Below are 13,460 nucleotides of genomic sequence, written 5' to 3'. Positions count from 1 at the left end.
TGAGCAGAGCCGGTATCCTTTTGGCAATGTTTACAATGGCACAAATAGAAGCTATCAAAATCACCTTGCACTTCGAACTTTACCGTACCACACAAACACGAGCCCAAATAATTAGCCATAGCTTCTCCTTTATATACGGCCTGAACCCACAGCGTGTGTAGGCCCGGCCAACGTGTTGGCGAGGATTGATAAACGGGTTATGCGAGCCTACAATAGGTACAGAATTAAGTACATGTACAGGATTCAACTTATGAACAGCATAAGCTATACCGCAGCCAGAAGTAACCTTGCCAAAACCATGGATCGAGTTTGCGATGACCATGCGCCAATTGCAATTACCCGTAAGGGAGAAGGTGCCGTAGTTATGATCTCTATGGATGACTACCAAGCACTTGAAGAAACAGCTTATCTATTACGAAGCCCCAAAAACACTCAACGGCTGATTGAGTCTATTGCTGAACTTGAAGCTGGAAACGGCCAAGAAAAGGAATTGATTGAGTGAAGCTAATTTTTGCAGAAAAGGCATGGGAGGATTACCTACACTGGCAAAAAACTGATAAAAAAATTTTACAGCGGATCAATACGCTGATTAAGGAAATCAAGCGAAATCCTTTTGAAGGTGTTGGTAAACCAGAACCACTTAAACATGCCCTTTCTGGCTACTGGTCTAGACGTATTAACGATGAGCACAGAATCGTTTACAAAGTTCACGATAATTCGCTTCTTATCGCTCAATTACGCTACCACTACTAGCGCCACGCCAAATAAAGAGGCGTTGTTTACTGCCTCCCTTGGATTACTTGTATATTCGTAGCCTATTGATTAAAAGCCTGTTCTACCGTTTTCATTGGTAAGAACATACGAATACGTCCGTTATGTTCACACAACACTCCAAAGCCAAACTTCGTATAGAACGCTTGAGCTGAATCTGTAAGGCAGTCCACAACAATTGCGTACGCCCGCATGTGATGATTGACTTCCCACAAGTATTTCAGGGCACGAATAAGGCTCACCTTTCCGAGTCCAGAGCCATGAAACTCTTTGTGCACAGCTAATTGAGCCAAAAGAAAAACTGGGATTGGGTATCTAGGAAGCTTCTTTGCTAGTTGCTCTGGTAATGTTTCCCGGCTGATAGAGCTCGGGGCAACACTATAAAATGCACAAATAGCGAATTTTTGATTGAGCATTGGTTGACCACTAGGTAAAACCATTGTTCGGCTAATACCTGCTTGCATGTGCTTTGCAGCTTGGGTTTTGATAAATGTGTTTACCTCTTGCTCACCACAATCAAATGAGTTGCGGTCATGCTTTGATTTACTAAGTTCTACGAACTCTTTACCCCAACTCACTTAATGCCGCTCTCATCTGTAAATTTGGCAGCATTAAGCAAAGCTTGATTCGGAGCTTTCGCTTTATTACACGCAGCCATAAACTCATCAAAGACACTGTCTTTGACCATAGTACTTTCATGCTCTTCAATAACATGAGTCGCATCTTCGTCCATAAGTCTCACAACATATTCAGTAAGGCTTTTTAAACCAAGTAAAGCCGATGCTTTTTCGGCTTTTGCCTTGATCTCTTCATCAAGGCGGATATCTAAACGTGCAGTTGCCATAACTCCTCCTATGTACGGATATATTCCGTATATCATGGATGATTATAGTGCAAACTTAAAGCGCACTCAATTTGTACGGAAGTTTTACGGATCGAGATATAGTCTGTTGGCGTTGTTGCAGAATTAGGTGATCTCACCCGTTTTGATCACCCACGAAAACTGATGAGTTATCTGGGCTTAGTACCAAGTGAACATTCCAGTGGTGGGCACAGGCGGCAAGGTAGCATCACCAAGTGCGGTAATGGCCGTGCAAGGCGCTTACTGATCGAAGGCGCACACAGCTATCGTTACAGCGCAAATATCTCTACAGAATTACAGGTACGACAAGAATCCCTCAGTAAAGAGATTGTCGATATAGGATGGCAAGCTCAACTGAGGCTATGTCGCCGTTATCAACGCCTCATGAAGCGCGGTAAGCACTACAACGTCGTTGTCACGGCTATTGCACGGGAGATGATTGCATATATCTGGGCTATCGCTAGAGAGGTTGTTTTATCGCCCGTTGATCCAACGAAAAGATTAGCGAGGGTTCCCGCATAATGACAGGTTTAGAGTTCGTGCATGGGATCAGGCCACGGCAGTGGCATAATCTCCGACGGCGTTAGGCAGGCAGCTGCGTCAGCAGTTGATCCACGAACATAGACTGAAGATCGGTGCCACGACGGAATAAGTAAGGTAGGCGCTGCTCATTGAAGAATGAGTAATCCACGAATACCAGCATGAAAACCGACGAAATTACCGGCCTCATTCGATGCATGAACTCTATTTAGTTAGACAGAAGGGCTTAAAAAAAGCAGGTATAGCTGTGCTCAAATTTGACAGTGGGAGTCATACCAACGCCAAGCACACGGGCGCGAGCTTGCGAGCGTCCCGCGACCGGAGGGAGCAAAGTGCTGTGCATTGTTATGTGTTATTGACTGTGATCATGAAGATTTTAGCTATGAGTAAAATACCACCACCCACCCATTTACACTGCACTTTTATTATTTCTTTGCTTTAGGGTAATCAATAAATATACGTGAACTATCTGGGCTAAGCCTGACGCCATTCACAACTAGTTGTTTACCTTCAAAACCTAATGGATATAATTCAGCCCACCCTGAGCCATATGCACTTTCATGCAGTAAGCTCAACGCAAAATCCCTCATTGACTCTCTACTACTAAAACTCAGGTATATATCTGAATTTCTTTCATCAACAGAGACTTTTAACTGGTGAAATTCATTATCACAAACTTCATTGGAAGTTACATTCTCACAATCTTCATCAATTATATATTTTATTGTCATGGTTACCCTTGCTTAAAACACATAACGCCGTGCACACCGGCAACCGAAACGTAGTGTAGGTTGTCCGAGCTGCGAAGCAGCTTTGTGATGCAGCTTGTTAGATCATTATTTAGGTGAACTGTTGACTATTAGCGGAGCACATTTGAGGTGAATATATGCGATTTCTCCTCCTCCACCATCATCACCACCAAAGTTCAATCCAACCAATACACTTCCTTTGGGACAAGTTTTTTCACATCTTAATCCTGTTGAACCGGAATTGCCGCACTTTTCATAGGTAATGCTCTCTAGGTTCGTCGTAATGGAGTTGTTTTCTAAGCTGCGGGATAATTCTGATGTAACATTACGTATTGCTAAAACAGACTTATTTGTCTCTTCTTTTATCTCTTTTGGATCAAGGTTGTTTAGTGTACCTTGCAACGTTCCAAGCCAAACTGCACCTGAAATAACGGATGCGATTGCCCCCCACTCTATTCTACTTAACGACATAAAATTTCCCTTTTTTTTTTCGATCTAACGCCGCATTAAGGTGTGAACAACGCGACCACGAAACTTAACCTTACCACCGTAAACACTGAACTTAACGATAGAATGAAAAATGCCAAGCGTTGAGAATCACTCTTAAATGCTTTGTTATGTTAATTTTTTCTTCAATTCCTGAGGGCTCATTGCCGGTACTTTTCGGTGAACCATTGCGTGGCAATTTGGGCAAAGTGGGATCAAGTCAGTGATCGGATTAACTTCATATTCTGAACCAATTGAAGCCAATTCCACAATATGGTGCACATGAATGAAACCTTTTCCAATGTCTTTCCCGTAAGTTTGCTCAAAGTCGAAACCACAGACCCAACATTTGTGACCATAATGCTCTAAGCACTCTTTCCTAGCTTTAGCATTACGTTCATATCGGTTCACATACACTGTTTTTTGACTGCCCTCGACAAACTTTTGTTCTGTCGATTCATCATTATTCAAAATTTCATTAGAGCTACCATTGAGCCCATAAATTGCGTCACCGAAATACACAAAAGGGGATTCAGAGCCAAACTTTTTAATAGTTGTCGTTAATGTATTACTTACCGTGTTGTGCGGTGTTTTACCACTAAAGCTGACCAAATGTTGCTCTACAATTTTTTCTGTTATATCCAGGTAATGCATTGCCGCATTATTTTGGCGCAAAATCTCTATTATTGCTTCTTTCCAAGTCACTCGATACTTCCTCGATTAACATAACGCTGATGTAACCGGACGCCGGAGCGACAGCGAAGGGAACCAAAAGCGTAGCTTTTGGCGTTCCAGTTGACATGATTGTTACATGGCATTTTGCACAATTGCCGACACAACCTCATCACCGACTCCGATTACGTTGTTGTGGTGGTTTTCACACAACAACCACCGTTTGTTTTTGGGTATTAGGTAGTACTCGAACGCAAAGCACTCTCCAATTATCTTTTTGACGTTTTCCGTCGATGCCTCGAAGATTGGATAGAACGGTAATTCGTCGTCTTCTACGACGAACCATAAGATCTCTTTGGAGTTTGGTACGAATTCATCAAGATGCTCAAATCCCTTTCCGTCTTCAAAGGCAACGCTCTGGGATTCCATTTTGAATGACTCCCACCACCATCTTCTGTCCCCACCTTCAACAAACACCTCAAGAAGTTCTTTGTATAGTTCTTCTGCATGCGGAGCTGTCACACGGGTGACCACGGCATCCAATGCCAAGGATTCGATAGCATTTTCTACTTCCCTGAGAACTTGCGACATGTTCACTTATGCCTTGTAACGCTGCCAACAGCGGCCGAGCGTAGCGAGGTCCAGCGCACAAAGTGTGCGATGCTGCTTGGCCTTGTTATAAGTTAGCTATATTACTTCCTTGAAAGTTCAAATTGCCACGACTGTGAATTTGACTGAACAATAGATATTCCAGCAACATTTGTGCACTCAGTTACTTTAAAGCACATCTGATCATTTAAAGCTGTCGCAGCTATCAACAAGTTACCCATGCGTAATGAATGCTCTTCTCTTCCAGATTTTTCCCAGTCGTGTATCTCCTGTATGAGATCCTCAATCGATATGTTGCTTGGTGGTAGTTGTTTAAGGATATGACTAAAAATTTCACTCAGTTGTGTTTCCATGTGTACTATCTCCTTTCAACTTATAACGTCGCGGTAAAAGGCCGGAACAAGCGGAGCTTGTGGAGGTCCAGCCAACTTGTTGGCAATTTTTGACCGCCTTGTTAGCGATATCAGCCATCACTACGGCTTGCCCGATACGAAAAATCTGATGGCTCTAGTTTGAACATGGTATTTGAAATCTCAAGATCAAATATGTCATATTTTTTATGCCCCAAAGACTCTCGAATTACACTCGCTAGATGCTTGAAGGCAATTATCTCTTGCTCTCTTTCTAAGGTTGCACCGTGCTTCCAAAACTCAATCAGAGCTTCGACAACAGCACGATCTCCGCCAATGAGAATACGATTCTTTGAATCATTTAGGACCGCTAAGTCCTCTATTTCATTGCTAGTATCGCCAACTCTACGTGAAACAGCTAAGCGTGAAGCCGCACCTAAAAAATCTGAGTATGCTGCTAACTGAAATTTTGAAAGCTCATTTTTTCGCATCCGTGCTGTAGCCAAATGATGCGCAGTAAATGCAGCTATGAATGCAGCAATAAGTGAGCCTATAAATGATACTAAGATCGTCATAATTACTCCTTACCGCTAACGCCCAACATAAAGGGCCGCAGCGCAGCTGCGGTCCAAGCCCGAAGGGCGACTTTTGATGTTTTTGTTATATTTTCCGTTGTACAGCATAAGCTTTGTATTTCACTACAAACTCTTTTGCTTGTTCCAAAGTTTCTGGGTATGGAACAAGTTCTCCAGCATTTGAGTTGTCATATATTTTTTGAAAGAAGAACCCGTGCTCTAGGAGGAGCTGAACTTTAGCCCATTGCTTTTTATCAGTACGCTTTGGCGCTTTAAAGTGCCGACCAAGATTGTGTGCATTACCACCACAATTTGGGCAAGTTAAAGTAACCGGATACTCTTCAGCTAAATTAAACTCACGTTTGAAGGATTTATGACAATCCAAACATGCAAAAGCCATATTGTAAGGCGATGCCATTGTTCCTCCTGAACATATAACGCCGCCAACACAGGCAGCCGAAGCGCAGAGTAGGCTGTCCAGTGCAATGCGTTTTTTGCATTGCACGATTGTGCTTGGCCTTGTTAAGTGTTTTTGGCATTTTGCGTGCCTGTTATTTTTTGTTGCAGTGCAGCGGGAACATTAACCCAAATTACTGAAGGCGAAACAAGTAACATACAACCTTGTTGTGATGCTGCGCTAATAATTTGATTGAACCATTCTAGGTACGACCACTTTCTTGGTTTGGCACCATAAAGATAACCAAATTCTTCGTTCCAATGAACCTCCATGCCCTCGCGATATATAAATGGGAATGATTCATTATATGGCTTTACATAAAGCCTTTCTTCTTTATCAATTCCAATTTCTTCGATTAAATCATCCATACTCGTTTTGACACTTAACGCCGCGTTAAGTAGTGAGCAACGCTACCACTGAACTTAAGCTATTGTGCCATAAACACTAAAGCTAAACTTTGAACTGAAACCGCCAAGCGTTGGGAATCTGTCTTAAACGCTTTGTTATGCGTGTGACTGGCTATTTAACTCATCTATAACTGAACGAAGACTATTTAGCTTAAGTTCCGTCAATACCACAGACATAAATGAGAACATCGAAACGGCAATAAGAGCAAAGCTCAACAAACCACCCACGCCACTGTGACTCATGCTATTTAAGCCCGTAAACAAGAATACACAAGCTCCTATAGATAGAGCCGTATCATTGGTTTTAACTTTATACCTATTCGTTACAATATCCTTATGAATTGAAACTTGGTTTGATAGCCCCTCAAGCTTAACTGATACTTTATTTGCTTTAAGTTGGAACTCGAAACCACGATGCTGTAATAAATCTATTAAATCTTCCATAAACAATATCCTTATTATTCGGCTTGCACGCATAACAGCCTGATTATGACGCCATGGGGCATCATAATAATTATTTAAATGACTTCACTCTATTTTTCTGACTTTTGGGCTAACTTTTTAAGCTATTGTTTCCAAAGGCTTTAAATTGGCAGCACCTGCGTAACAAAAAATAGAGTGGCAAATTTTCACTTTTGAAGGCTTGAAAAAAGGAAAGAAAAATATACTGTATATCCATACATATTTATGAGAAAGGACTCTCTCGTATGGCTCAGTCTCCTTACCTTCAAGCTATTAAAAGCTACATGCTTGCTCGCCACTACAGTCGTAGAACAGTATCCACTTATATATATTGGATCAAGGGGTATATTCTATTCTGCCAAAAGCAGCACCCAGATCAGCTTGGCGCTGCTGATGTCAGCCGCTTTTTATCTTACCTTTCGGTACAGCGTAACGTTGCACCGGCAACGCAGGCAATTGCGTTGAATGCGTTGGTTTTTCTTTATCGGGATATTATTAAAAAGCCGCTGGGGGAGCTGGGGGAGTTTCGCCGCAGTAAACGCCAAGCCAAACTGCCTACCGTGCTCACCAAACAAGAGGTAAACGACCTACTCGCGCAGCTAAGTGGCTCACACTGGTTAATGGCATGCTTACTTTACGGGTCGGGGCTTCGCCGTATGGAGCTAGCCCGCTTACGCGTTAAAGATATCGATCTTGACCACCTCAATATTCGCGTTTGGAACGGTAAGGGTTCAAAGCATCGGATTGTTACACTGGCTCAAGAGCTGGCTCTGCCCCTACGGGAGCAAATAGCACAAGTAGAAAGATTCTTATTAGACGATAGCCAACATGCGCTGTTTGCCGGCGTTTGGATGCCAAGTGCATTAGCTAAAAAATACCCTAACGCCGCTTATGAAGTGGGCTGGCAATATCTTTTCCCTGCAACGCGGTTATCGTTTGAGCCCCAAACTGAACACTTGCGCAGGCACCATGTTGATGAAACCTCAATAAACAAATGTATTCGGGCTGCGGCGCTTAACGCCAAGATCACTAAGCATGTTACCTGCCATACGCTGCGCCATACGTTTGCAACGCACCTGCTACAGAGCGGGGCTGATATTCGCACGGTACAAGAGCAATTGGGCCATTCCGATCTAAAAACCACCGAGATCTACACCCATGTGCTAAAACGCGGGGCGTTTGGAGTGGTTAGCCCCCTAAGCACCGGCATGTAGCGGGCACAAAAAAACGGGCCGTAGCCCGTTTTAGTAGTGTGCGTTAAGTGCTTACTGGCTCAGTTCCAGCAGTAGCTTGTTTAAACGCGCTACGTAAGCGGCTGGGTCTTCTAAACGGCCACCTGCGGCTAGGTCTGCCTGATCAAAGATGATCTGTGCTAGCTCACCAAAACGATCTTCATCTGGCTCTTGGTCTAGCTTCGCAATGAGCGGGTGCTCTGGGTTGATCTCGAAGATCGGTTTGCTGCTTGGCACTGCTTGGCCTGCGGCTTCCATAATCTGGCGCATTTGCGCACCCATATCGTAAGCGTTAAGCACCAAGCATGCTGGCGAATCTGTTAAGCGGTGGGTGACACGCACTTCAGATACACGCTCTTCCAAGCGCTCTTTTAGGCGCTCAACTAGGCTTTCCGCCTCTTTTGCGGCCTCTTCCTGCGCTTTTTTCTCCTCTTCGGAGTCAGCATCACCCAGTTCTAGTTCACCTTTGGTAACGTCTTGGAACGATTTACCATCAAAGTCGAACAGGTGGCTCATCATCCACTCATCAACACGTTCGGTCATCAGCAGCACTTCAATGCCTTTCTTGCGGAAGATCTCAAGGTGCGGGCTGTTCTTCGCAGTGTTGTAGTTTTCAGCGGTGATGTAGTAGATCTTCTCTTGGCCTTCCTGCATGCGGCTTACATACTCTTCAAGAGACACCAGTGCATCTGGGTTGTCTTCGTGAGTGGATGCAAAGCGCAGCAGTTTAGTGATCTTGTCGCGGTTAGTGTAATCCTCCGCTGGGCCTTCTTTGATAACACTACCAAACGCGTTCCAGAACTTACGGTATTTTTCTGGGTCGTTCTTGCCGAGCTTGGTTAGCATATCCAGCACACGTTTAGTCAGTGCACTGCGCAGCTTATCCACGCTAGGATCTTGCTGCAGAATCTCGCGGGATACGTTGAGCGATAGGTTGTTAGAGTCCACCACACCTTTAATAAAGCGTAGGTACAACGGCAAGAACTGATCCGCCTGATCCATAATGAAAACACGCTGGATATAGAGCTTCAGGCCGCGTGGGGCTTCGCGGTTCCACAAATCATATGGCGCGTTTTCTGGTACGTACAACAAGCTTGTGTACTCTAGGTTACCCTCTACGCGGTTGTGGCCCCAAGTCAGCGCATCGCCAAAGTCGTGGGAGATATGCTTGTAGAACTCGCCGTACTCTTCATCAGAGATATCGCCTTTGTTACGCGTCCACAGTGCTGTTGCGCTGTTTACGGTTTCCTCTTCTTCCACTACCGCTTGCGCTTCTTCATCATCTTCGCTGCCAAGCGGTGCTTCTTTCTGCATGACCACTGGCATTGAGATGTGATCAGAGTATTTACGTACCAATGTACGTAGGCGCTGGCCGTTGGCGAACTCCTCTTCACCGTCTTTCAGGTGCAGTACGATCTGCGTACCGCGGCCCGCTTTTTCAACGGTTGCGATGGTGAATTCGCCTTCACCTTTAGAGCTCCAGTGCACGCCTTCAGCCACATCGGCACCAGCACGGCGGGTGTATACATCCACTTGGTCAGCCACAATGAATGCCGAGTAAAAGCCCACACCAAACTGGCCAATCAGTTGGTTGTCTTTGGCTTTGTCACCGGTTAGCTGGTTCAGGAAGTTAGCCGTACCTGATTTGGCAATCGTACCCAGGTGGTCAACAACGTCATCGCGTGACATACCAATACCGTTATCTTCGATGGTAACGGTTTTTGCGGTTTCGTCGTATTTAACGTGGATTTTGAGATCGCCATCGTTTTCATAAAGCTCGCCGTTAGACAACGCTTCAAAGCGCAGCTTTTCTGCCGCGTCAGATGCGTTGGAGATCAGCTCGCGCAAAAAGATCTCTTTATTTGAATACAGAGAGTGGATCATCAGGTTAAGCAGTTGCTTAACTTCGGTCTGAAATCCTAGTGTTTCTTTCTGCGTTTCTGTGCTCATAGAACAGTACCCTATCTATCGTCAGATCTTTGATGTTGTGTTCTTCCGATTGATGGGGACACTGTTTTTCATTTCAAGGGCAAAAGGTAGGGTTTTTTAACGCGCGTTTTATTCCAGTGCGGTGAGTGAGTCGAGCAGGAAGTGGGCACGGGCCGATGCGATGGGCTCGCTGCGTTTATCTTGCCACGCAATAATCGAGCAGTTACCAACGCGGCGCCCCTGGCGCTCAATCGTGCAGATAGCAAAGGTGTCTCGGTCGCGCCCGGCGCGCATGTAATCCACCGAGAAGTCGATAATCTTCGCCAAGGCAGGTTGATCCAGCTGCAGGGTAAGTTCAAAGGCGGCAGTTAGCTCCATAAACGATGCAATCACCCCGCCATGAATAGCAGGCAGTGTTGGATTACCGATATTGTCTGGGTTCTTGGGCAGACGGAAGATCATCTCTTCGCCAAAGCGCTCGCAACATACGCCGATGATTTTAGCGTAGGGAATAATCTCGATAACCGGTTGGTAGTCGCCGCTTTGGTGGGCGTGCGCCACGATCTCTCTCAACTGTGCCATGTTAGGGTAACCCTGCTGCTGTGCCATCAATCAATGCTTTGAAGGCGCTATCTGTGGTGCCACTTTCTGGCCGCATAAAGGTTGCAATCGCGTAGGCGACCGGCTGATCAAGCGATGCTTGGTAAACCGTGGCGCGGGTAAATAGCACACTGCGGGTGATGCGGTAGCATTCCGCTTGCGCATATAACGGCTGGCTCAGTTGTGGGGTCGACATATGATCGATACGCAGATCTAACGTCGGACACAGCTCATACTCATCCAACGCCACCAGCGTCGACATGCTGCTGGCGGTATCCACTAATGTGGTCAACACCCCGCCATGCATGTAGGTTTTGAACTGATGGTTTTGTAGCGCCTCTTGCACGGGCAACATCACCGTGACTTGGCGTTTGTCTGCGGCGACCGCTTGCATGTTAAGTTTGCGCATATGCGCCAGTGCCGCTAGAAAGCGCTGACATTTTGCCAACGGCTCGGTATTCATTTCACCTCTCCGCCTGACATCATCAAGATTTGCAACGTATCAGAGCTAAACTCCCGGCGGTATAGAATCCAAGTGACCAGTGTTGCTAGTCCCATAAACAGAATCGGGTTGATAAACCAACCGAGCACCGCTTGGCTAAAATAGAAGGTGCGCAAACCGAGATTAAAGTTGTTTGCTGCCATCGAGGTCATGCGCGCTAAGCGGTCGGCACTGGCATTTTTGACCTGCTCATTGGCCGCTTCGCCGGGCATCACGGCACTGCCCACCATCACCGAGACAAAACCATATTGGCGCAGGCTCCAAGTAAACTTAAAGAATGCATAAACAAACAGCACAATTAAAAGGAGTATCTTTAACTCCCACTCTTGTTGCGTAGCTTGGGTAGCAAAGGGGATGTCCGAAACAATATCGATCGCTTGTTCGGTAGAACCCAGCACCGTCATAAGACCAGCTAGAATAAGCATCGTGGTGGATGCAAAAAACGATACACTACGCTCAAGGTTAGCGATGGCGGATGTATCAGAGATACGATTGTCTCTATCAATCATTCTGAGCATCCACTCAAAACGATACATATGCATCACACTTGCAAGGCAAGGGGTGGTAAAGCTTTTTCTATGGGCGTAAAACATATAGCCCTTAAAGCAGATCAGAAACCATGCTAACGCAATGACGTTAAGCCAGTTTTGTGAAAAGAACGAAATTGCTGTGTCCATGGATTCAACTCGATTGCATGTAAATTTTTATTTTAATTGAAGTTTCAGGATTCTCAATTGTCTGCATCAACCTCGGAAAATATCGCCTTAGGCGCTGCATTTGCACTCGGCACTTCGTTTATCATGAGCATTGCTGCGGCATTGATTAAATACGCCGCCACGATGGTCTCGATTGAGGTGATCGTTGCCGTGCAGTATCTGCTGTGCACCGCCATCATGCTACCTTGGCTTGCTCGGCGCGGCGTTAGCCAACTCAAAACCGAACATTTTCGTTTACACGTCGTGCGTGCACTGTGTGGCTGGGCCTGTTTTTACGCGTACTATCTCGCGATTGAGAAGATCCCCCTCGTTGATGCTGCCCTGTTACGTAACGCTGCCCCGCTGTGTGTGCCGTTTTTGGTGCTCGCGGTTTATGGCGTGCGTATCGCGCTGATTCGCTGGATACCGCTGGTTATCGGCATGGCAGGTATTGCGCTGATACTCAAGCCCGACGCCAGTGGGTTAAACGGTTGGTATCTTGTGGGGTTCGCCTCTGCCGTTACGTTGGCAGGCTCCATTATGACAACGCGTATGCTGGCACTGACAGAGCCAACTAACCGTATTCTGTTTTACTACTTCGGTTTCTCCGCAGTTGCTAGCGTACCATTGGCGTTGCTGAACTGGCAGCCCATCCCTGCCGCAGCGTGGCCGCCCATGCTACTGATCGGCGGTTCCATCTGGCTGACGATGTGGCTTTACACAAAAGCTTATCAGTACGCCAAAGCGTCTATCATCTCGCCTATCAGTTACACCGGCGTCGCCTTTACTGGGTTTTGGGGCTGGTTAATCTGGCAACAAATACCCGATCAGTGGACCTACGCAGGTGTGTTACTAGTGGCTGTGGGTGGGGTCGGTTCAGTGATATTGGGCGCCCAAGAGGAGCGCCGCAAACGTGCCAGTCACGCCGCTTAGCGCACTGGCACCTATCGGTGTTGCTTAGGAGTGTTCAGCAAGAAACTTAGGATCTAGCTGTAGCTCGTTGTTGCTGTTGACAGAAACACCACGCGATTTGATATTCGCCGCGATCTCTTTCGCCTCTTCCAACGAGTGCATCTCATACGTACCGCACTGGTATTCGTTCAGCTCTGGAATCTCGTTTTGGGCCTGCACGGTTTGTACATCGTCCATTGCTGCCAACCACGCATCTGCTACGCGGGATTCCGCCGGTGTGCCAATCAGGCTCATGTAGAAGCCGGTACGGCAACCCATTGGTGAAATATCAATGATCTCAACATCATCGCCATTCAGGTGATCACGCATAAAACCGGCAAACAGGTGCTCTAGCGTGTGTATGCCACGCTCGCTCAAGATCTCTTGGTTCGGCAAGCAAAAGCGCAAATCAAACACAGTAATGGTGTCCCCTTTCGGTGTTTGCATCGTTTTTGCTACTCGTACTGCTGGTGCCTGCATACGTGTGTGGTCAACAGTAAAACTGTCTAGCAGTGGCATGGCCGCTCCTTTACATCTTTTGGTTAAGTAAAGTTAAATTATCTCCCGTCTCAATTGGAGTTTTCAACTATATTGATAGACTAACTGGCACG

Annotated in this window: 21 protein-coding genes and 1 pseudogene; 5 read left to right on the top strand and 17 right to left on the bottom strand. The window is 46.0% G+C overall.

The genetic code is table 11. The annotated features are described in order from the left end of the window. Nucleotides 1-250 precede the first annotated feature (250 nt). Complete coding sequence (locus tag E4L36_RS00230; RefSeq protein ID WP_127693752.1) at nt 251-502, top strand: type II toxin-antitoxin system prevent-host-death family antitoxin; 252 nt, start codon at nt 251-253, stop codon at nt 500-502. Continuing rightward, complete coding sequence (locus E4L36_RS00225) at nt 499-753, top strand: Txe/YoeB family addiction module toxin (protein ID WP_136678480.1); 255 nt, start codon at nt 499-501, stop codon at nt 751-753. The genes E4L36_RS00230 and E4L36_RS00225 overlap by 4 nt, the downstream gene beginning before the upstream one ends. A gap of 62 nt (nt 754-815) precedes the next feature. On the opposite strand, the gene E4L36_RS00220 is transcribed toward E4L36_RS00225, so the two are convergent. Next, the gene (locus E4L36_RS00220) at nt 816-1,349 is read right to left on the bottom strand and encodes a GNAT family N-acetyltransferase (protein ID WP_136678479.1); all 534 of its coding nucleotides are present in this window, start codon (nt 1,347-1,349) and stop codon (nt 816-818) included. After that, on the bottom strand, nt 1,346-1,615 hold the full coding sequence (locus E4L36_RS00215) for a DUF1778 domain-containing protein (protein WP_136678478.1): 270 nt from the start codon (nt 1,613-1,615) through the stop codon (nt 1,346-1,348). Before E4L36_RS00215 ends, E4L36_RS00220 begins: the two co-directional genes overlap by 4 nt. Nucleotides 1,616-1,696: 81 nt before the next feature. Here E4L36_RS00215 and E4L36_RS00210 point away from each other — a divergent pair. Beyond that, nucleotides 1,697-2,155 (top strand): annotated as a pseudogene (locus E4L36_RS00210) (transposase); the annotation flags it as partial. A 61-nt stretch (nt 2,156-2,216) separates the two neighbouring features. On the opposite strand, the gene E4L36_RS17760 reads toward E4L36_RS00210, so the two are convergent. The 10 genes from E4L36_RS17760 to E4L36_RS00165 form a co-directional block, all read right to left on the bottom strand. Further along, a complete protein-coding gene (locus tag E4L36_RS17760) occupies nt 2,217-2,363 on the bottom strand; it encodes a hypothetical protein (RefSeq protein WP_169051429.1) in 147 nt (48 codons plus the stop codon). Between the two features lie 235 nt (nt 2,364-2,598). Continuing rightward, nucleotides 2,599-2,904: a hypothetical protein gene (locus E4L36_RS00205; protein ID WP_136678477.1), complete on the bottom strand. Its 306-nt coding sequence runs from the start codon at nt 2,902-2,904 to the stop codon at nt 2,599-2,601. Nucleotides 2,905-3,009: 105 nt separating this feature from the next. Then, entirely contained in the window at nt 3,010-3,393 is a 384-nt protein-coding gene (locus E4L36_RS00200) for a hypothetical protein (protein ID WP_136678476.1), read from the bottom strand. Nucleotides 3,394-3,537: 144 nt separating this feature from the next. Beyond that, nucleotides 3,538-4,113: an HTH domain-containing protein gene (locus tag E4L36_RS00195; protein ID WP_136678475.1), complete on the bottom strand. Its 576-nt coding sequence runs from the start codon at nt 4,111-4,113 to the stop codon at nt 3,538-3,540. Between the two features lie 102 nt (nt 4,114-4,215). Beyond that, nucleotides 4,216-4,671, bottom strand: coding sequence for a DUF6756 family protein (locus E4L36_RS00190; RefSeq protein WP_136678474.1), 456 nt, complete (start codon nt 4,669-4,671; stop codon nt 4,216-4,218). A gap of 101 nt (nt 4,672-4,772) precedes the next feature. Further along, entirely contained in the window at nt 4,773-5,042 is a 270-nt protein-coding gene (locus E4L36_RS00185) for a hypothetical protein (RefSeq protein ID WP_136678473.1), read from the bottom strand. Nucleotides 5,043-5,152: 110 nt separating this feature from the next. Then, entirely contained in the window at nt 5,153-5,614 is a 462-nt protein-coding gene (locus tag E4L36_RS00180) for a hypothetical protein (RefSeq protein WP_136678472.1), read from the bottom strand. Nucleotides 5,615-5,699: 85 nt separating this feature from the next. Beyond that, nucleotides 5,700-6,032 carry a hypothetical protein gene (locus E4L36_RS00175; protein WP_240770648.1) on the bottom strand — a complete coding sequence of 111 codons (333 nt, stop codon included), beginning with the start codon at nt 6,030-6,032 and terminating at the stop codon, nt 5,700-5,702. A 104-nt stretch (nt 6,033-6,136) separates the two neighbouring features. Then, entirely contained in the window at nt 6,137-6,439 is a 303-nt protein-coding gene (locus E4L36_RS00170; RefSeq protein WP_136678471.1) for a hypothetical protein, read from the bottom strand. Nucleotides 6,440-6,574: 135 nt separating this feature from the next. Next, nucleotides 6,575-6,922 (bottom strand): DUF3265 domain-containing protein, encoded by a 348-nt coding sequence (locus E4L36_RS00165; RefSeq protein ID WP_136678470.1) that lies wholly within the window; start codon nt 6,920-6,922, stop codon nt 6,575-6,577. Between the two features lie 263 nt (nt 6,923-7,185). Here E4L36_RS00165 and E4L36_RS00160 point away from each other — a divergent pair, with 263 nt between their 5' ends. Further along, the gene (locus E4L36_RS00160) at nt 7,186-8,154 is read left to right on the top strand and encodes an integron integrase (RefSeq protein WP_136678469.1); all 969 of its coding nucleotides are present in this window, start codon (nt 7,186-7,188) and stop codon (nt 8,152-8,154) included. Between the two features lie 51 nt (nt 8,155-8,205). On the opposite strand, the gene htpG is transcribed toward E4L36_RS00160, so the two are convergent. From htpG to E4L36_RS00140, 4 genes are all read right to left on the bottom strand, one after another. Next, nucleotides 8,206-10,122 carry a molecular chaperone HtpG gene (gene htpG, locus E4L36_RS00155; RefSeq protein ID WP_136678468.1) on the bottom strand — a complete coding sequence of 639 codons (1,917 nt, stop codon included), beginning with the start codon at nt 10,120-10,122 and terminating at the stop codon, nt 8,206-8,208. A 108-nt stretch (nt 10,123-10,230) separates the two neighbouring features. Next, nucleotides 10,231-10,683 carry a PaaI family thioesterase gene (locus tag E4L36_RS00150; protein ID WP_127693759.1) on the bottom strand — a complete coding sequence of 151 codons (453 nt, stop codon included), beginning with the start codon at nt 10,681-10,683 and terminating at the stop codon, nt 10,231-10,233. A gap of 1 nt (nt 10,684) precedes the next feature. Then, nucleotides 10,685-11,164, bottom strand: coding sequence for a PaaI family thioesterase (locus tag E4L36_RS00145; RefSeq protein ID WP_136678467.1), 480 nt, complete (start codon nt 11,162-11,164; stop codon nt 10,685-10,687). After that, on the bottom strand, nt 11,161-11,880 hold the full coding sequence (locus E4L36_RS00140) for a DUF599 domain-containing protein (protein WP_136678466.1): 720 nt from the start codon (nt 11,878-11,880) through the stop codon (nt 11,161-11,163). The genes E4L36_RS00145 and E4L36_RS00140 overlap by 4 nt, the downstream gene beginning before the upstream one ends. Before the next feature lie 57 nt (nt 11,881-11,937). Between E4L36_RS00140 and E4L36_RS00135 the strand changes: the two genes are divergently transcribed. Next, complete coding sequence (locus E4L36_RS00135) at nt 11,938-12,831, top strand: DMT family transporter (RefSeq protein ID WP_240770647.1); 894 nt, start codon at nt 11,938-11,940, stop codon at nt 12,829-12,831. Between the two features lie 24 nt (nt 12,832-12,855). Here the strand turns inward: E4L36_RS00135 and luxS are convergent, their stop codons facing one another. Continuing rightward, nucleotides 12,856-13,368 (bottom strand): S-ribosylhomocysteine lyase, encoded by a 513-nt coding sequence (luxS, locus tag E4L36_RS00130; protein ID WP_127693762.1) that lies wholly within the window; start codon nt 13,366-13,368, stop codon nt 12,856-12,858. Nucleotides 13,369-13,460: the final 92 nt, after the last annotated feature.

Source organism: Neptunomonas sp. XY-337 (assembly GCF_004959845.1).
Classification (GTDB): domain Bacteria; phylum Pseudomonadota; class Gammaproteobacteria; order Pseudomonadales; family Balneatricaceae; genus Neptunomonas; species Neptunomonas marina.
This window is presented reverse-complemented; position numbering and strand designations above follow the sequence as displayed.